The sequence below is a fragment of the Streptomyces sp. NA04227 genome, from assembly GCF_013364195.1.
GTDB lineage: Bacteria > Actinomycetota > Actinomycetes > Streptomycetales > Streptomycetaceae > Streptomyces.
In genome coordinates this window covers 3,652,718-3,670,990 of the sequence record NZ_CP054918.1, presented here as the reverse complement: position 1 = coordinate 3,670,990, position 18,273 = coordinate 3,652,718, and the positions used below count along the sequence as shown (strand labels likewise).

The window sequence follows — 18,273 nt, the reverse complement described above, 5'->3', positions numbered from 1 at the left end:
CGGCCCGGTGACACTGGGGAGCATGGCGGACACAGCGGACAAGGCCGTACTCAAGGGCGGCCCCGAGGACCTGGACGCGAAGGTCGTCAGCGTCGAGGCACCGGACAGCGACGAGCTGAAGATCCAGCGCCTCGGCGGCTACGAACACTTCCGCGCGACAAAGCGCACCGAGGACACCACCGAGGGGCCGTTGCCGGTCTACGAGTGGTGGGAGCGTACGGAGATGCCCGGCTGAGCAGGCACCGGGACGGGGGGCGACGCGGGCGCGCGTACGCGAGGGTGCGCTCCACGAGAAGGGTGAAGGGTTCCGCGGCGTGACCTCGGCGCCCTCAAATCACGCCGTGTCCGTGTGCGGCCCTCGTGTCGTGTCCGTGGGCCGCGGTGAGCAGGGCCACGATCAGGCGGCCGCTGCGCGCGCTCATCGCCGCGGCGTCCTGGTCGGGGTGGCGCAGCCACCGACTCTCTACGTTGCTTTCGCCTTCAACCTGATCTACCTCTGATCTTGCGCGGTGCTCCGCCCTTCAGAGCGGAGGTGAAGCGCATCTCAAGACTGCTCTGACTCGCGCCATGGGTACGAGTCTGCAGTGGTCACCTCAGCTTGCAGGGCGCTGCTGCCGCTCGATGTACTGCTGGACCGCGGTGAGTGGTGCCCCACCGCAGCTTCCGGCGAAGTAGGAACCGGACCAGAAGTGTCCGCGTTACGCTCTCGATCGTGAGTCACCCCGCCACGGTCAAGCGGCAGTTCGGGCATCGCGCCCGGCTCGCGCTTTCGCCTGCCGAGGTGCTGACGCTTGACGCTCAGGCGCACGCGGCCCGCACGATGTGGAACCTCCTCCACCACTGGTGGACGATGCTGCCGAAGGACAAGCGGTCCCTGGCCGCTGCGGACGCCGCGATACGGCAGGCACGCAAGGACATCGACTGGCTGGCCGTACTCCCCGCGCAAGCCGCGCAGGCCGTCTTGAAGACCTACTTCCAATCCTGGAAGAACTGCTGGGACGGCCGTGCCGGCGACCCCAACTTCAAGGCCCGCTTCCGCACGGCCATGTCCATCGATGTGCCGCAGGGCCGGGACCTGAACATCATCCGCGTGCACCGCCGGTGGGGCATGGTCAACATTCCCAAGCTGGGCCGCGTCCGCTTCCGCTGGACCAAGGATCTCCCCGTCGGCAAGCGGGCGAACAAGGAGAACCGGATCACCGGTGCCCGGCTCGTCAAGGACGCGCTGGGCTGGCACATCTCCTTCCGCGTCCAGACCCTCGAAGCCGCGCCCGAGCCCCACCAGGGGCCGCAAGTCGGCATCGACGCCGGGGTGAACATCCCGCTCGCCCTGTCCAACGGGGATCACCAGGACCACAGCCGCCCGCCCCGGCTCCCGGACGGCACGTCCGACCGGGACAAGTGGCTGACGCCGAAGGAGAAGGCCAAGCTCCTACGCCTGGAGCGGGATGCCGCGCACCGCAAGAGTTTCCGCAAGCCGAGAGAGAAGTCCTCCCGGCGCTTGCAGCACACCTACGACCAGATCAAGCGGCTCCGAGCAACAGCCACGCGACGAGCACTCGACTGGCAGCACCAGACCACGACCTACCTCGCCCGCACCTACGGCGTGATCGTGGTGGAACAGCTCAACATCACGAGCATGGTCAAATCCGCTCGGGGCACTGTCGAAGAGCCGGGTACCAACGTCAAGGCCAAGGCTGGTCTGAACCGCTCCATCACTCAGGAGGCGTGGGGCCGCACGGTCACGATGCTGACGTACAAGCTCGCTCGGTACGGAGGCGAGTTGGTCAAGGTCCCCGCTGCGAACACCTCGCGCCGCTGCCATGCGTGCGGCTTCATCACGCCCGGCAGCCGCGAGACGCAGGCCAGATTCGTCTGCAAGAATCCGGACTGCGGATGGTCGGGCAACGCCGACTGGAACGGGGCCCGGAACATCTTGCACCTGTACCGGATCGGCCACGTGGTGGTCGTCCCGGCTGCTGGAAGAGCAGTCGCCAGGCGCGCACGACGCGTCAAGCCCGCCACCGCAAGGTAGGTGGGAATCTCCTTCCTGAGCGTGCGAAGGGCGGAGAGCACTTCAACAGTTCTTCACGCACACAAGAACTACGGCGGCATCCTCATCGTCTGGGACCGCGTGTTCGGCACCTTCCAGGAGGAGTCGCACACGCCGAAGTACGGGCTCACCACACCGGTGGGCACCTACAACCTGGTCAGGCTCCAGTACCACGAGTACGGGAACATGGTGCGCGACGTCCGCGGCGCCGACCGCTTCCGGGACAAGCTCGGCTACGTCTTCGCACCGCCCGGCTGGCAGCCCGCGGAGCGATGCCCCGAGCAGTGCCGCGAGCCGTCCCGTCCGGCCCCGCGGAAGCAGGCGGCGTGAGCGCTCCGGCCTACCGCGCCACGAACTGACTGAGGATCGCCTGCACCTCGTAGATGTTCACGCCCTTGGTGAAGGTCTTCTCGATCGGGGCGGGGGTGCCGGAGAGCCAGATCTTCAGCTCCGCGTCGAGGTCGAAGTGGCCCGCGGTCTCCACCGAGAAGTGGACGATCGACCGGTACGGCACCGAGTGGTACTCGACCTTCTTGCCGGTGAGGCCCTGCTTGTCGACGAGGATCAGGCGGCGGTCGGTGAACAGCATGATGTCGCGGATCAGTTGGTACGCGCCGTAGATCTGCTCGCCCTGGCCGAGCAGCCGGCCGTACTCCTGCGCGGCCTTCGACGGGTCCACCGTGTGCGCGTTGCCGAACAGTCCCATTCCTGAAGCCCCCAAGGTGCGAAGAGGTGGTGCGGTGGGAACCTTCGGGGCCGGTCCGTTCGCGGTCCGGCCAGGTCAGGTTCCTGTGACGGAGGACGCGGTCGCGGGCGGGTCGGTTGCCTGGGGCGGGCACGCGGACGCGGCTTCAGGCGTGCCGGAGGCGGTGGCGGAAGCGCGGTGGGCGAGTTCGACGGCCAGGATTTCCGCCGCGGCCCGGGTGCGGTGGGCGTTGCGCAGGGCGTCCCAGGTCAGGAGCATCAGGGCCAGCCAGACCAGGGCGAAGCCCGCCCAGCGTTCGGCGGGCATGGCCTCGTGGAAGTAGAAGACGCCGAGCAGGAACTGGAAGACCGGCGCCAGATACTGCAGCAGGCCCAGCGTGGACAGCGGGACCCGGATCGCGGCGGCGCCGAAGCAGACCAGGGGTATCGCGGTGACCACACCCGCCGAGGCGAGCAGCGCGGCGTGGCCGACGCCCTCGGTGGCGAAGGTGGACTCGCCCCGGGAGCCGAGCCAGAGCAGAAAGACCAGGGCGGGCAGGAACTGCACCGCGGTCTCGGCGGCGAGCGACTCCAGACCGCCGAGGCCCACCTTCTTCTTGATCAGCCCGTACCCGGCGAAGGAGCAGGCCAGGGTGAGCGAGATCCAGGGCGGACGGCCGTAGCCGACGGTCAGTACGAGGACGGCGGCCAGGGCGACGCCGACCGCCGCCCACTGAGCGCGGCGCAGCCGCTCGCCGAGCACCAGGACGCCCAGCGCGATGGTCACCAGCGGGTTGATGAAGTAGCCGAGCGAGGCCTCCACCACGTGCCCGCTGTTCACGGACCAGATGTACAGGCCCCAGTTGACGCTGATGACGGTCCCGGCGAGCGACATCAGCGCCAGCCGGCGCGGCTGCCGCAGCAGTTGCCCCGCCCAGGCCCAGCGCCGCAGGACCAGCAGGGCGCCGCCCACCACGACCAGCGACCAGACCATCCGGTGCGCGAGGATCTCGACCGATCCGGCCGGTTCGAGCAGCGGCCAGAACAGCGGCACGAGCCCCCAGAGCCCGTACGCCGCAAAGCCGTTGACGAGACCCACGCGCTGCTCGTTCCTCGCCCGCACAGCCCCTCCTCGGATCCGGTGCGCGCACGCACGCCGGATCGGCACACGCACACCGGATCGAAGGTAACCGGAGGAGGGGCTTCTGTCATGGGCGTATCGGCATACGGTCATGACGGTGGTACGGGCGACGTGGGTGGTACGGGCTAACGACGGTGGTGCGGGCAAACGCGACGACGCCCGTACGGACAGTCGTACGGGCGTCGTGTGCGGTGGCCGTGGGGCGGGTGCCCGTGGGGCGGGTCAGCGCCCCTGGTGCTCGTAGAAGCCCCGGCCCGTCTTGCGGCCGAGCAGGCCCGCCTGGACCATGCGGGAGAGCAGCGGCGGCGGGGCGTAGAGCGGCTCCTTGAACTCCGCGTACAGGGACTCGGCCACGGCGAGCGTGGTGTCGAGGCCGATGTGGTCGGCGAGCGCGAGCGGACCCATCGGGTGCGCGCAGCCGCGCACCATGCCGTCGTCGATGTCCTCGGGGGCGGCGAACCCGGACTCGTGCATCCGGACCGCGGCCAGGATGTACGGGATGAGCAGGGCGTTCACCACGAAGCCTGCGCGGTCCTGGGACACGATCACCTTGCGGGCCAGCGGACCCTCGGCGAAGGCGCGTACCCGCTCCTGTGCCCTGGTGGAGGTCACCAGGGACGGGACCAGCTCGACCAGGTCGAGCACCGGCACCGGGTTGAAGAAGTGCAGGCCCATCACCTGGGCGGGGCGGGTGGTGGCCGCGCCCAGCTTGGCGATCGGGATGGCCGAGGTGTTGGAGGTGAGCAGCGCGTCCGGGCTGGTCATGACGCGGTCCAGGGTGCCGAAGACGCGCACCTTGAGCGCCTCGTCCTCCGGGGCCGCCTCGATGGCGAGGTCGCGGTCGGCGAACTCGTCCAGATCGGTGGTGAAGCGGAGCGCGGCCAGTGCGGCGTCCCGCTCGGCCTCGTCGATCTTGCCGCGTTTGACGGCACGGTCCAGGGAGTCCTGGATGCGGCCGCGGCCGGCGTCCAGGGCCTGGTCGCTCACCTCGTAGACCAGGGTGTCGAGACCGGCGCGGGCGCTGACCTCGGCGATGCCCGAGCCCATGAGCCCACAGCCCACGACGCCCACGCGGTCGATGCCCGTGGCATCCGGCGCGCTCATCGACGGCCGTCCATGCCGGGCAGGTTGCGGGCCATGACGATGCGCTGGACCTGGTTGGTGCCCTCGTAGATCTGCGTGATCTTCGCGTCACGCATCATCCGCTCGACCGGGTACTCCCGCGTGTAGCCGTAACCACCCAGCAACTGGATCGCGTCGATGGTCACCTCCATCGCGATATCGGAGGCGAAGCACTTCGCCGCCGCCCCGTGGAAGGTCAGGTCACTGTCCTCACGCTCGGACTTCGCCGCCGCCGCGTAGGTCAGCTGACGGGCCGCTTCCAGCTTCATCGCCATGTCGGCGAGCATGAACTGCACGCCCTGGAAGTCCCCGATCGGCTTGCCGAACTGCTTCCGCTCGCGGACATACTCCTTGGCGTAGTCCAGCGCGCCCTGCGCGATACCCACCGCCTGCGCCGCGATCGTCACCCGGGTGTGGTCCAGCGTGCGCATCGCGGTCGCGAAACCCGTGCCCTCCGCACCGATGATCCGGTCCGCCGGAATCCGCACATTGTCGAAGTACACCTCACGCGTGGGCGAGCCCTTGATGCCCAGCTTCTTCTCCGGCGCACCGAAGGACACACCCTCATCGCCCTTCTCCACCACGAACGCGGAGATCCCCTTCGAGCGCTTCTCCGGATCGGTGACCGCCATCACCGTGTAGAAATCACTCACCCCGGCATTGGTGATCCACCGCTTCACACCATTGAGCACCCAGGTGTCCCCGTCACGGACGGCCTTGGTCTTCATCCCCGCGGCATCCGATCCGGCCTCGGGCTCGGACAGGCAGTACGAGAACATGCCCTCACCACGCGCCAGCGCACCGAGGTACTTCTGCTTGATCTCCTCACCACCGGAGAGCACCACCGGCATCGAACCCAGCTTGTTCACCGCCGGGATCAACGACGAAGAGCCGCACACCCGCGCGACCTCCTCGATCACGATCACCGTCGCGAGCGCGTCCGCACCCGCACCGCCGTACGACTCCGGAACATGCACCGCGTGCAGATCCGCACCCAGCAACGCGTCCAGGGCCTCCTGCGGGAAACGGCCCTCCTCGTCGACCTCGGTCGCGAACGGCGCGATCTTCGCCTCGGCCAGCGCACGCACCGTCTCCCGAAGCATCTCGTGCTCCTCCGACGGCCGGTACAGATCAAAAGCCGGGTTGCCTGACATGGTCCACCTCTCCGTGGGCGTCTGTGGGGCGTCCCTCAGGGCGCTTCGCAGGACGTGTGCGGCCTGGTCGAGCCCATGGCACCCGGTCTGCGGACGGGAACCCCTGACACTCGATGGCACTCAGTTCCCTCGATTATGCACGTTGAGTGCCACTACTGAGTAGGGCCGATGCATGACGCTCCCGGGAACGGGGTGCTCCGGGGCGGTGGCCGGACGGCAGCGGGCCGTGGCGGCGGGCGGCCCCGGCCGCCGGGGTACGTTCGTCGCATGAGTGAGCAGCGCGCGGGCGATCAGGGCAAGGCCGGGGAGCGGGGAGCCGACGACCGCAAGGACGAGAACGAGCAGGAGAAGGTGCCGATCCGGGAGCTCTTGATCGCCGCCGCCTTCGAACTCTTCGCCGAGCGCGGCTACGACGGCACCACGATCGACGACATCGTGCGCCGAGCCGGTGTCGGCCGCCGCTCCTTCTTCCGGTACTTCCCGGCCAAGGAGGAGGTCGTCTTCCCCGATCACGAGCGGGCGCTGGCCGACATGGTCGCGTACCTGGACGAGGGCGACCGGGACCCGGACCCCGTCGGCCGGGCCTGCGGGGCCGCCCGTCTGGTGATGCGGATGTACGCGGAGAACGCCGACTTCTCGGTGAAGCGCTACGCACTGACCCGCAAGGTGCCCGCCCTCAAGGCCTACGAGATCTCCGTGGTCTGGCGCTACGAACGCGCCCTCACCGCCTACCTCCAGCGTCGCTTCGCCAACCTCCCGGACGGCGGCGCCCGCGCGTACACCATCGCCGCCTCGGTCGTCGCGGCGCACAACTACGGGCTGCGCGCCTGGCTCCGCTCCGGCGCACGCGGGGACGCGGCCGCCAGCGTCGACCCGGCACTCGACCTGGCCCACCGCACCTGGTCCGACACCGGCGAGACGGTCGTCCTCGTCGCCCGCCGCAATACGCCGATGTGGCAGGTGGTGCAGCGGCTGGAGGAGGAGTGGCGGGATGAGGGGCGGGTGTAGGTCTCGCATGCCCTACTCGGCTGAGTGGTGGCACTGAGTGTCAGGTAAGAGGGGACTCCGTGCCACCTTCCTCGTCCCTCAGCCGGTTCCCCGCAAGATCGCACTGTCCGACTGGAGCACCAGGGCGTGCTGATACCCCTTGCCGAAGGGGAAACGGGCGACCGAGGCGCCCCACAGGACAGGCGCCCGAACCCCGCCCGCTGACCTCAGGCGGCGGGCGCCCCTGCGAAGGAGATCAGCCGGGCCTTGAGCTCCCGGTCGCTCCCGTCCAGCGTCGTGGGGGCGAGCACCAGCCGCCCCCGCTCGTACAGCACGCGTCCCGCCAGCGTGGCGTACTCCGTCTCCGCGGCGCCCGAGGGATGCCGCAGCAGCACCTTCGGCTCCCCGCCCTTCGGCCCGAACTCGACCGTCCGGCCCGGCTTCGAGAGGGTCGCGGCCTGGTAGACGGTGACCCTGCCGCCGGTGAGGAGCAGCGGGACCATGGCGTTGCCGTCGTTCCACTGGGTGCCCCAGCGCATCTTCCCCGAGTCGAGGTCGAAGACGGCGAGCTTGTTGTCCTGGGCGAGGGCCAGGGTGTTCGCGTCCACGGCCGTGCCCGGGCAGTTCTGCACCCCCTCGCCCGCGTCACCACTGCCCCCGCACGCCCTGAAGTCGTGCTTGGCGATACGGGCCAGGTCGGGCACCGAACGCCGCTCACCCTTCGCGTCGAGTGCGATCACCCGCCAGCGCAGGACGTTCTTCGCCTCGGTCTCGATCAGTACAAGCGGCTCGACCGAGACCACCTTGTCGATCTTCCAGGCCCCCTCGGACCGGTACCGCCACCTGACCTCGCCGGACCGCGGGTCCAGCTCCCGCAGGCCCCCGCGCACCGGGCTTCCCTGCCCGGAACACACGTCTACCTGGAGAAGCCGGGCGCCGCCTGCCACGTCGTCCGGGACACAGGTCAGAGTGCCCTTGCCGCCCGTGGCCTTGCCCGAAGTGTCCCGGCCCGTGGTGAACAACCGCTCGCCGTCCTCGACCCGGTACGCCGTCGACGACGAGCCCGCGCTCACCGCGACCGTCCCGCCGCTGATCGCGAGATGGGTGATGATCAGGTCGTCGGCCTCGCCAAGTGGCTTGCGCCAGCCCGCGGTTCCGGTCTTCAGATCGATCAGACGGAGCTGGTTGCACCGCGTCGCGGGCCGCTGCTTCCCGTTGGTGTACGCGACGACGACCTTGCCGTCCGGCGTCGGATTCACCGGGGTGTCGCACACCGGCCCGGGCAGCGGCACACTCCACACCTTCCTGCCGTCGGACGCCCGGTACGCCACGACCTCCTTGTGCACGGCCTGTACGTAGGTGTCGCCCACCACCCACAGGTCGTTCAGCAAAGTGCTCTCGCCGGGAAGGGAGTTGTCCGGGTTCCACGCGGCCCAGGCGGTGGCGTCGCCGGGACGGCTGCCCGCGTTCAGGTCGGGCTTCTTCCGTTCCTCGCCCTTGCCGTCCTCGTCATCCCTGTTCTTGTCCTTCGCCCCGTCGCCGCCCTCGGACGAGCTCGGCCCGGGCGCACTGTCCCCCGCCGACGGTCGCCCGGGCTCCTTGTCGTCGTCGCCCCCGGACAGTACGTATCCGCCGACGCCCAGCAGCACCAGTACGGCAACCGCCCCTGCCAGCAAGGTGATCAGCCTGCCCCGGGGTGCACCCTGCCTGCCGTTGCCGTTGCCGTTGCCGTTGCCGCCCCCACCGGCAACCCCAATGGGAACCACCTGAGTTGGCGGCGGCTGCGGCGAACCGGACGCCTGTGCATAGGGGTTGAGGTTGGCGGAAGGCGACACCGGTGGCGGAGTGTCGTACCAAGGTTCCGTACCCGAAGGCCGATTCTGCTCGGAAGGGTGTGTCATCGCCGAATCCCCCGTGATGCCGCGATGTGAAGGTGAATGTGGTGGTGGAGGTGGACTGCCGGTGGTCAACGGTCAGCAGTGAACTGCCTGTGGCAAACGCTGTGTTGGACGTTGCGTGCGGTGGACAGGTGCGCCGAAAGGCTATCGGGCCACCCGCAGCGGCCCTACGGGCGTCTCACCGGCTGGTACGGCGCCCCTACCTCGGGTTCCCTCAGCCCCGGGTTCCCTCAGCCGCGGGTCCCCTCGGCCCCGGCCTTCTTCTCGGCCCGGAAGGTCACGTCCTTGCCGGAGAAGTCCGCGCTGACGCCCTCGCCCGTCGTACGGACGCGGTCGAGATGCATGTCGTCGGGCACGCCGTGGAGTTGGATCTCCCGGGTGAGTGCGGCGGTCACCAAACCCTGGGCGGAAGGCGGGAGTTCGCCGGACTCGACCTTCGGCGAGCGGAAGGCGATCGAGTGCGCCGAGGACTTCGTCACCTCCGCGCTCACGGAGACCGCGCCCAGCAAGGGCATGTCGGTGCTCGCCAGGATCCGGGGGTGGCCGTTGGCGCCCGCCTTGGCCGGGCCGACCCGGAAGCCGAGCGCCTCGGACAGGTCCTCGTAGTCGAGGAACGCCTCGGCCTTGGCGCTGCGGGCATGCGCCTCGTCCGCGTCGCCCCCGCGTCGCAGCTCGTCCAGTTCGATCCGCAGCGTGGTGATCGGCACCCGCGGCCCGCCCTTCCCGGACGGGATGTCGTGGGCCGTGATGTCGACCCGGTCCAGAGTGCCCGAGGCGACCTGGGTGAGTACCGGGGTGCCGTGCACGGTCACCGAGGGGGCCGAGGGCAGCGACTGGGACTCCTGGAAGGCCTCGGCGATCGAGTTCTCGACCCGGTACGCGACGAAGGCGTCCGCCCCCGCCGCGACCACCACAAGTGCCGTGACCCCGACGGCGATCCGCACCGGCCACGACGTACGCGACACCGCCGCCCGCAGACGCCCCGCCCCCGAACGCCCCGTACGTCCTGCACGCTTCTCACTGTCGACGCGGCCCGCGGGCTTGTCACCCTCCGGCTGCTCCTCGCCCTCCGCACGGTCGGTGGATTCCCCACCGACCACACCGTCCTTGCTGCTGTCGGTGCTGTCGGTGCTGTCGGTGCTGTCGGTGCTGTCGGTGCCGTCCGCCGGATCTGCGTGCTCCGCCGGATCTGCGTGCTCCGTCGGTTCTATCTGCTCAGCCCGCTCCGTGTGCTCTGCGCGCTCCGTGCGCTCAGCGCCTCCCGTGTTCGTCACGACGTCCTGCTCCCCGCTTCGATGTCGTTCGCGATGTCGCTGTGGTTCTCGCTGTGGTTCACGCTGTGGATCGCGTTCTGGTTCTCGTTGTGGTTCTCGGTCCGCCTGCCGTTGCGGACGTCATTCTGTCGATACCGCGCGTCGATCCGGCACACGTCCATGAAGGCCGCGAGCAGCGGCTCCCGCAGGGTGTCGGCCGGGGTGTCCCGGTGCCGTCCCGCGAGGGTGTGCATGAGTCCCGAAATGGCCATCTGCGCCCGCAGTTCGGACTCCAGGCCGTGGCGGCCGTGACGGAGGGCGGCCAGGGTCTCGTCGCGGTGCTCTCCCAGGCCCTCGATGCCGAGGGCGGCCAACTGGTCGGGCAGCAGCGGGAGTCCGGCGTCGAAGAGCAGGCTCAGCCGGGAGCGGTAGCGCAGCGCCAGGTCGACGAGGTCGACGGCGGCCTGTGCGGCGCGCCGGGGGCCCGCGGGCCGTCCGGTCCACAGCGCGCGCAGGGCGGCGAGCTCGGCAAGCGGCTCGCGCAGCGAGGCGAGCAGCAGATGCTCCTTGGAGGGGAAGCGGTGCAGGAGCCCTGTCTTCGAGTAGCCGACGCGGTTGGCGATCTCCTGCACCGACGTGCCGTGGTATCCGCGCTCGGTGAAGAGCCGGGCGGCGGTCTCGACGATCTCGGCGTCGAGCTCCGCCGACGTCGGTCGGGGCATGCACACTCCCTGTGAGCGAGGCGGACCACATGGTCCCTCATGGACTGCGTGGTCCACAGTCCCCGGTATGCCGCGCCCGTTGCAAGCCTGTCGCGGGGCGATACAAGTCGGTCACGCTCCGTAAAATCCGGCGCGAACAGGGACCGGCCGTACCGACCGTAGTGTCTCCCGCCCGGTCCGCGCCCCCTGCCCCGGGCCCCCGCCACCCCTGCCTCCACCAGCCGCGCGGGCCCTTCGGGACTCCGCGAGCCCGTTTCTGACTTCTTCATCAGCAGCGACTGAGCGAGGCGGCGGAACGCGATGAGCAGCGTGCGCGCTCCCCCTTCACGCCCCGGCGGGCGCCGTAGCCCCTCCCACGCCGTTCTCGGCGTCCGGGTCCTCCGCGTCCGGGTCCTCCGCGTCCGGGTCCTCGGGGTCCTGGTTCTCGGCGTCCGGGTTCCCGTTGCCGGAGTGTCCAGCGTTCGGGTCCCCGGCATCCGACAGACGCCCCCGCAGCCTCTCCGCATCCGCCGGATTGGTGGTGGCATACAGCGCGGCCGCCTGCGTGAAGTACCCGTGTCCTGACGTGAGTTGGCCGCGCTCGATGCTGCTCTCGCCGAGCATCTCCAGCGTCCGCGCCCGCCAGTGAAGGGCCCCCGTGGCGGCGAACACCTCGTGGGCCGCGTGCAGTTCGGTGAACCCGCGCTCGTGCTCACCCGCCACGACCAGCGCCCGCCCCCGCAGCGCCCGTGCGCGGGCCACGTTGTGCGGATCGGCCACCGACTCCAGACAGGCCGCCGCCCGGCCGAGGAGCTCCACGGCCGCCTCCGGCTCCCCGCTCGCCAGCGCGATCTCTCCCTGAAGCGTCTGTACGAGGCCGACGCCGCGCTCGTACCCGCACGCACGCCAGTCCGCCATGGCCCCTCGCAAGTGCGCCTCGGCGGCGGTGCGTTCGCCCCGTTCGTGGCAGCAGGCGCCGAGGCCGAGCAGGGCCTGCCCCGCATCGCGTACGTCTCCCGCCGCGCGGGCCGCGGTGAGCATCTCCCCGTACCAGACGGTGGCGTCCTCGGTGCGCCCGGCGGCGCTGAGGCCGATGGCCCCGGAGGCGAGCATCTGCCGTACGGCGGCGGGCAGACCGTCGGCGCGGGCCGCGGCCAGGCCGATCTCGTGCGCCTCGATCCACAGGCTGTAGTTGCGCAGGTGGAGGACCAACGGCCAGATGGCATCGACGAGTTGCCAGGCCGTTGCATGCCAGGACCGGGTGGCGGAGTCCCGTACGCAGGCCATCAGGTTGAGGCGGTGGACGTCCAGCCACGACATCGCGTCGGCGCGGCCGGTGAAGGACGGCGGGGCCGCGGGCTCGTACCGGTATGTGCGCGGCAGTACGGCCTGTTCCGGAGTGAGGACGCGCTGTGCGGCGGAGGCGGCGGCCAGATACCAGTCCGCGGCCCGCCGCACCGCCGTCGTGTGCACCTCCTCCGGCTCGCTCCCGCGCGCGGTCTCGGCGGCGTGCGCCCGTACGAGATCGTGGAAGCGGTACGTATCGGGCCCGGTCTCGTCCAGCAGACTGGCCTCGACCAACTCGTCGAGCCGCTGCTCGGCCACCCCGTACGGCATGTCGCAGGCGGCCGCCGCGAGACCCACGCCGAAGCTCTGCGTCGGGAGCACCCCGAGGCGCCGGTAGAGCAGCGCGGTCTCCCAACCGAGCGCGGCGTACGAGGCGTTGAGCGCGTTGCGCACAGCGGGGACTCCTTCTGCGTGGAGGGCGTCGAGGGGGCCGGTGTCGTGGGCGAGAGCCTCGGCCAGCGCCCGTACCGGCTGCCGTGGCCGGGCGGCGAGCCGCGCCGAGGCCAGACAGACCGCGAGCGGTAACCCCCCACACCGTCCCACCACTTCACGCGCCGCCTCGTGTTCCCGCTCGGCACGCCGCGGCCCGATGATGCGCGCGAGCAGCGCGTACCCGGCCTGCGGCCCGAGCGGTTCGAGCACATGGACCCGGAACCCGTCCACGCCGAGACCGGTCAGCCGATGCCGGCTGGTGACGACCACCAGACCGTCCGTCCCGGCCGGTATCAGGGGCCGCACCTGGGCCGCGGTGAGCGCGTTGTCCAGCTGCATGGCGAGACGGCGCCCGCTGGTCAACGACCGCCACAGGGCCAGCTGTTCCTCCGGATCCGAGGGCACGGACCGGGTACCGAGGCCCCGCAGCAGCAGACTCAGGGCTTCGGCGGGGGTCGCGGCTTCCTCCGGCGAGTGGCCGCGCAAGTCGACGTACAACTGGCCGTCGGGGAACGCCGATTCCTGCAGCGAGTGCAGCCACGCGGAGGCGAGCGTGGTCTTCCCGATCCCGGCGGATCCGCTGATCACGGCCAACAGGTGTGCTCCCGGGCGGCGTTCGGCCAGCAGTTCGGAGAGCGTCTCCAAGTCCTCGTCCCGGCCGGTGAAGTGCGGGGGCACGGAGGGCAGTTGGCGAGGTGGGACGTACGTGGCGGCTTCAGGTGCGCCACTCCCACCGGCCGCCGGAGCGTTGACGGTGACCGAGTGGATGTGCAGTCCGTGCACTTGGCCCGCCTGGACGACCGGACCGGAGAAGGTGGAGTCACCGTCGATCGTGTTGGTGGACGAGGTGGACGAGGTAGACGAGGTGGAGGCCGGGGGAGTGGCGGCCGGGCCTCGTCGAGTGACGGAGGGAGCGGGTGCGGCGTCACCGGCCACGGGACTCGCGTCCGGGGAGGTCAAGAAGACCAGGGCGGCCATGAGTTCGGGGCGTCGGCGGGCCTGAGCGAGGAGCGCGGCGGCGCAGGCGTTCTGGGCGTCGTGGTCGTCGGGGTGGCCGAGGGCGTGGTGCCAGACATCGGCGAGGGGGCGGTCGCCGGTCTCACCGGGGTCGGGGCGGGTGTCGGTGCCGAGGAAGGCGGACAGTACGCCGTGCGCGGTGTGGCGCCACAACTCGGTCTGTTGACGGGACTGTTGACCGGCTCCGTCCGGGACCGCTCCAGCCGCCCGGGCCACGAGGGCCCGTACCTGTGAGTGCGTGACCGCGTCCATGCGTCCCCCGTGGTCGGCCTGCTCCGGGCGGAGGGCAGTGACGTGAGCCAGTGCGACACCGGAGCCTGTGTTCGCTCGTTGTTTCCTTCCCTCAACAGCCGGTCCCGAAGATCCGTTACTGGCCATTGAGGGTTTCCGGCCCAACTCTCTACGCATTTGGTCCGGCATTCCGCATAAGTGGCGGCGTAGGTACTGCGTACGTACCCGGCGCATGTACGGGCGGGTCGGCGCCATCTGGTGGGCCGCATGTACCGCATGACATGCTCATTGATGCCGGACTCGACCCGTACGGCGTACTTGTACGTGCAACTCCCCAGTTCGTCCTGATCAGTTGACAGTGGATCGCCTGGGAGGAAGCCGAGTGAGATTTCTGGTGCTGGGGTCCGTCGAACTACAGGTCGGCGGAGGCTCACGGAAACTTAGTGCGGGCAAGGAACAAACACTCGCGGCGAGCCTGGCGCTGGAATCCGGGCGTCCGGTTTCGGTGGGGACCTTGATTGGCCGGCTCTGGCCGGAAGATCCGCCCAAGCAGGCACGGCAGGCGCTGTTCTCCCACGTCTCACGCTTACGCGGCAAATTGCGGGACGGCGACCGGCGCGACGACGACACGGAAATCATCTCGAGCCGACAGCATTCCTATGTTCTGGACAAAGGAAAGCTCTCGGTCGACCACGACGACTTCAAGGACCTCGTCACGCGCGCCCGTACGGCCACCGCCGGTGGTGACGAGGAACAGGCGATCGAACTCCTCTCCCGCGCAAGGCGGTTATGGCGTGATGAACCCCTTGCCGGACTCGACGGCACCTGGCCCGACGAGGTCCGCGGCCGCCTCACCGCCCGCTACGTCGACGCCGTCACGGCACAGTCCGCGGCCTACCTGCGCCTCGGCCGCTTCACCGACCCGATCCCGGATCTGACGGATCTGAGCCACCGCGACCCCTGCGACGAGCAGATCGCCGCCCACCTGATGCTGGCCTGCTACGGCGCGGGCCGCTTCCCCGAGGCCATGCGTGCCTTCCAGCGCGTACGTGCGGCCCTGCACAAGGGGCACGGGGCGTCCCCGGGGGCGGAGCTGTCCCGGCTGCATCAGCAGATTCTTCGGGGGGACCGGATCGGCGGGCTGGTGGGGGAGGTGGTGCGAGGGCACGGGCGGGGTGCCGGTGCGGGAGCGGCGCCCTTGAGCGAGGCGGGTCGGGTTCCGGGTGCGACTATCGCGATGGACCGACGAGCACCGGGTCCCCGTGCGGACCATGCAACTGGCCATGAAGTTGGGACAGTTGAGGGCGCTCGTACCCCGACACGCACTGCCTCCGTGCGTACGGGCGGGACGGCTCCCTCGGCATTGCCGCCGTACGCCCGTGTGATCGGACGCGAGGCGGAGTTGGAGCGGGTGACCTCGCGGATGCCCGAGGCGGCGGGCGAGGACGCTCTTCCCATCGTGCTGATCTCCGGACTCCCCGGGGTGGGGAAATCCGCATTCGCCGTACATGCCGCGCGGGCCCTGGCCGCGGGTCACCCGGACGGCAGCCTCTACCTCAACCTCCAGGCACACATGGGCAGTCAGTCTCCGCTGACGCCCATCGAGGCGCTCGGCAGCCTGGTCCGGATGCTGCGCGGCGCCGACGATCCGGTGCCGCAGTCGCAGGCCGAACTCGCCTCTCTGTGGCGGACATTGCTCGCCGAACGCCGCTGTCTGGTGGTACTGGACGATGCCCGTGACCACGAGCAGATAGCCCCGCTGCTGCCCGGCAGCCCCGGTTCGACGGTGATCGTGACCAGCCGCCGCATGCTCGGCGGGGTCCCGCAGGCACTGACCGTGCAGCTGAAGGCCCTCAGCTTGCAGGACGGCATCACCATGTTCCGCTCCATCGTCGGCACCGAACGGGCCCAGGACCTGGCGGCAGTTGCCAGAATCGTCCGACTGTGTGGCCTTTTGCCACTCGCGATCGAGGTGGCCGCGCACCGGCTTCACGCCCGCCCCGCCTGGAACCTGGAGACACTCGGCGAGCGCCTGGAACGCGTTCCAGGCCGACTGCGCGAGCTGCACGACGCGGAGCGGGACGTCTCGCGTGTCTTCGCGATGTCCTACGTGACGTTGCCGCCCGCCGAACAGGCAGCCTTCCGTCGCCTGACCTGGCATCCCGGTCCACAGTTCGCTCTGGAGGCGGCGGCCGAACTGCTGGGCCTGCCGCCGGCCGACGCGGAACCGTTGCTGGAGGGCCTCCAGGTCGTCCACCTTCTGCACGAAACCACCGCAGATCACTACAAGTACCATGATCTGCTGGGGGAGTTCGCGCGCTCGCTTGCTCAGCAGCAGGACAGTGACGCGGACCGCGAGGCGGCCATGGACCGGCTCCTGCTGTTCTTCCTGGGCGCCGCCGCCCGAGCCGATCGGTTGGCCTATCCGCGCGTCCTCGCTCCTGCCACGGCGCCGCCGGAACCGCCGGCCCACCTGCCTTTTCGTCCCACAGCGGATGCCGCCCGCGCCTGGTTCCAGAGCACCCGGTCCGTGCTGCTCGACATGGTGGACTACGCGCGTCACCACGGCCGCCCCGAGGCAGCCGCCCAACTCGCCGGCTTCCTCGCCGGTTTCCTCGACGCCGAGGGCTACGGCAGTGACGCACGCACCCTCGCCACACAGGCCGTCACTCACTGGCGTGCCGTGCGGGACAGCGCCTCCTTGTGCCGTTCCCTGCTCAGCCTCGCCGCCGCGTTCAGTCAGGTCAGCCAGTACGGGGCGGCCTGGTCGGCGGCGGAGGAGGGGCTGGGGCTCGCTCGTGGTGCGGGGGACGTGGTGGCGGAGGGGGAGGCGCTGCGAGTTCTTGGGGTGGTGCGGTGGCATGAAGCGGCATATGAGAGTGCCTTGGATCTCTACAGAGCAGCACTGCGCATAAAACTGACGACGAACGACAGCGTCGACATTGCTCGTATGTATAACAACATCGGGATCACCCATAAGTATCTGGGCCACTTCAATGAGGCCATCCACTATGTCGGCACCGCGATCGGAAGGCTTCGTGTGGCCGGTGAGGTGAAGCTTCTGGGTCGAGTGCTGAGTAACCAGGCTGCTGTGTACATCGATGTGCAGAATAAGGAAGATGCGCGCCGTTGTCTTGAAGAAGCTATTCCTTTGCTGAAGGAAACGGGTAACCCTCAGGAAGTGGCGACGGCGAATGCCAACTTGGCCGACGTTCTTGTGCACTTTGGAGAGGCTGCCAGATCTCTGCCGGTCTTTCGTGAAAGCATCTCGGTTTTCCGTGGCCTCCGGGATCAGAAAAGTCAGGCGAGTTGTGTGAACGGGCTCGGTGCCGCTCTTCTCGCATTGGGGCGCCACGGTGAAGCGTTGAACCAATTCGGCGACGCGGCGGAGCTGGCTGCTGAAATCGGCGCCGCTCACGAAGAGACGGTCGCCCGCATCGGGCTCGGGCGGGCGGCGCTCGCCCTGGGGGACGGTGAGACGGCCTGCTCCCAGCTGCACCGGGCGATCTTGCTTGCGGACCGGGCGCAGGATCGAGATGAAGGTGTCCGGGCGCGGGAGTTGCTGGCCAGCACCTATCAATCGATGGGAAATATGCCGGAGGCATATTCCACCCTCAGGGAGGCTCTGGGCTTGATCGGTGATGAATCGAGCACAGAACGTGGGCGGATCGCAACCCTGCTTGCGGCGCTGGGTACGAAGGCTTCAGAATGCTCCTGATCTTGGTCGCCCTGCGTCCGGGAATTCTCGCTCGAAGGCCTGAGATGCACTAGAGGTGAGCGGCGGTATATCGTCGATGGCCACAACGACGTGACCAGTGGAGTACTGAGTGAACAAGCGCGCCCCGGTGATGCGCACCCTGTGTGTCGCCACGGTTCTTTCCAGCTGCCTGGCAGGGGCCTGGATTGTCGTATCTCTCTGCATGCCGACGGTTGCGGGGCTTCCGCCTACGCGAACGATAATATCGGGCGAAACGCTGCAAACGTATCCGGGATCGAATGGGGTGCTGGAAAAGGGCGACCTCGTGCTCACCGTGTAGGAACGTCGCAGAGAGACTTTTCCGCCGTGGTCGCCGCGCTGCGACCACGCCCAAGCGAGGCGCCTGTCCCGGGCGCCTCGCTCCTCGTCCCTCCCTGCGAGGTCCGCGACGCGTGCGCGCTTCGGTCCGTTCGTCGCCGTGGCCGGACACATCCGCGCACACGCCGGCTGCCCCCTCTCCGCCCCCTCCCGCGCGCCTGAGTGCGCCCGATCGCCC

Annotated in this window: 13 protein-coding genes and 1 pseudogene; 5 read left to right on the top strand and 9 right to left on the bottom strand. The window is 69.5% G+C overall.

Features of this window, described 5'->3' with window-relative positions:
• The first annotated feature begins 22 nt into the window (after positions 1-22).
• Positions 23-235 carry a DUF5988 family protein gene (locus HUT18_RS15625; RefSeq protein ID WP_176101259.1) on the top strand — a complete coding sequence of 71 codons (213 nt, stop codon included), beginning with the start codon at positions 23-25 and terminating at the stop codon, positions 233-235.
• 358 nt (positions 236-593) lie between these two features.
• Here the strand turns inward: HUT18_RS15625 and HUT18_RS15620 are convergent.
• A pseudogene (locus HUT18_RS15620) lies at positions 594-698 on the bottom strand (transposase); the annotation flags it as partial.
• Positions 699-712: 14 nt separating this feature from the next.
• On the opposite strand from HUT18_RS15620, the gene HUT18_RS15615 reads away from it, so the two are divergent.
• On the top strand, positions 713-2,035 hold the full coding sequence (locus tag HUT18_RS15615) for an RNA-guided endonuclease TnpB family protein (protein ID WP_176101258.1): 1,323 nt from the start codon (positions 713-715) through the stop codon (positions 2,033-2,035).
• The gene (locus HUT18_RS33795; protein WP_254878626.1) at positions 2,036-2,383 is read left to right on the top strand and encodes a sterol desaturase family protein; all 348 of its coding nucleotides are present in this window, start codon (positions 2,036-2,038) and stop codon (positions 2,381-2,383) included.
• Positions 2,384-2,393: 10 nt separating this feature from the next.
• On the opposite strand, the gene HUT18_RS15605 is transcribed toward HUT18_RS33795, so the two are convergent.
• The 4 genes from HUT18_RS15605 to HUT18_RS15590 form a co-directional block, all read right to left on the bottom strand.
• Complete coding sequence (locus HUT18_RS15605) at positions 2,394-2,759, bottom strand: PH domain-containing protein (RefSeq protein WP_176101257.1); 366 nt, start codon at positions 2,757-2,759, stop codon at positions 2,394-2,396.
• Positions 2,760-2,834: 75 nt separating this feature from the next.
• Positions 2,835-3,860, bottom strand: a complete 1,026-nt coding sequence (rarD, locus tag HUT18_RS15600) for an EamA family transporter RarD (RefSeq protein WP_176101256.1) — start codon at positions 3,858-3,860, stop codon at positions 2,835-2,837.
• 240 nt (positions 3,861-4,100) lie between these two features.
• Positions 4,101-4,982 carry a 3-hydroxybutyryl-CoA dehydrogenase gene (locus HUT18_RS15595; protein ID WP_176101255.1) on the bottom strand — a complete coding sequence of 294 codons (882 nt, stop codon included), beginning with the start codon at positions 4,980-4,982 and terminating at the stop codon, positions 4,101-4,103.
• Positions 4,979-6,154: an acyl-CoA dehydrogenase family protein gene (locus tag HUT18_RS15590; protein WP_176101254.1), complete on the bottom strand. Its 1,176-nt coding sequence runs from the start codon at positions 6,152-6,154 to the stop codon at positions 4,979-4,981. The genes HUT18_RS15595 and HUT18_RS15590 overlap by 4 nt, the downstream gene beginning before the upstream one ends.
• A 357-nt stretch (positions 6,155-6,511) precedes the next feature.
• Here HUT18_RS15590 and HUT18_RS15585 point away from each other — a divergent pair, with 357 nt between their 5' ends.
• Positions 6,512-7,162, top strand: coding sequence for a TetR family transcriptional regulator (locus HUT18_RS15585; protein ID WP_254879017.1), 651 nt, complete (start codon positions 6,512-6,514; stop codon positions 7,160-7,162).
• Between the two features lie 206 nt (positions 7,163-7,368).
• Here HUT18_RS15585 and HUT18_RS15580 read toward each other — a convergent pair whose 3' ends face one another.
• The 4 genes from HUT18_RS15580 to HUT18_RS15565 form a co-directional block, all read right to left on the bottom strand.
• On the bottom strand, positions 7,369-8,976 hold the full coding sequence (locus HUT18_RS15580; protein WP_176101252.1) for a PQQ-binding-like beta-propeller repeat protein: 1,608 nt from the start codon (positions 8,974-8,976) through the stop codon (positions 7,369-7,371).
• Positions 8,977-9,269: 293 nt separating this feature from the next.
• The gene (locus HUT18_RS15575) at positions 9,270-10,313 is read right to left on the bottom strand and encodes a DUF2993 domain-containing protein (RefSeq protein ID WP_176101251.1); all 1,044 of its coding nucleotides are present in this window, start codon (positions 10,311-10,313) and stop codon (positions 9,270-9,272) included.
• Positions 10,310-11,014, bottom strand: coding sequence for a TetR/AcrR family transcriptional regulator (locus tag HUT18_RS15570; RefSeq protein WP_176101250.1), 705 nt, complete (start codon positions 11,012-11,014; stop codon positions 10,310-10,312). The genes HUT18_RS15575 and HUT18_RS15570 overlap by 4 nt, the downstream gene beginning before the upstream one ends.
• Positions 11,015-11,338: 324 nt before the next feature.
• Positions 11,339-14,041, bottom strand: a complete 2,703-nt coding sequence (locus HUT18_RS15565) for a tetratricopeptide repeat protein (protein ID WP_254878625.1) — start codon at positions 14,039-14,041, stop codon at positions 11,339-11,341.
• 361 nt (positions 14,042-14,402) lie between these two features.
• On the opposite strand from HUT18_RS15565, the gene HUT18_RS15560 reads away from it, so the two are divergent.
• Positions 14,403-17,738 carry a BTAD domain-containing putative transcriptional regulator gene (locus tag HUT18_RS15560; RefSeq protein WP_176101249.1) on the top strand — a complete coding sequence of 1,112 codons (3,336 nt, stop codon included), beginning with the start codon at positions 14,403-14,405 and terminating at the stop codon, positions 17,736-17,738.
• Positions 17,739-18,273: the final 535 nt, after the last annotated feature.

What these genes read in the sequence shown, in the direction of transcription:
- HUT18_RS15625 (WP_176101259.1), top strand. Translation starts at nt 23, where the DNA reads ATGGCGGACACAGCGGACAAGGCCGTACTCAAGGGCGGCCCCGAGGAC.
- HUT18_RS15605 (WP_176101257.1), bottom strand. Translation starts at nt 2,759, where the DNA reads ATGGGACTGTTCGGCAACGCGCACACGGTGGACCCGTCGAAGGCCGCG.
- HUT18_RS15595 (WP_176101255.1), bottom strand. Translation starts at nt 4,982, where the DNA reads ATGAGCGCGCCGGATGCCACGGGCATCGACCGCGTGGGCGTCGTGGGC.
- HUT18_RS15590 (WP_176101254.1), bottom strand. Translation starts at nt 6,154, where the DNA reads ATGTCAGGCAACCCGGCTTTTGATCTGTACCGGCCGTCGGAGGAGCAC.
- HUT18_RS15570 (WP_176101250.1), bottom strand. Translation starts at nt 11,014, where the DNA reads ATGCCCCGACCGACGTCGGCGGAGCTCGACGCCGAGATCGTCGAGACC.
- HUT18_RS15565 (WP_254878625.1), bottom strand. Translation starts at nt 14,041, where the DNA reads ATGGACGCGGTCACGCACTCACAGGTACGGGCCCTCGTGGCCCGGGCG.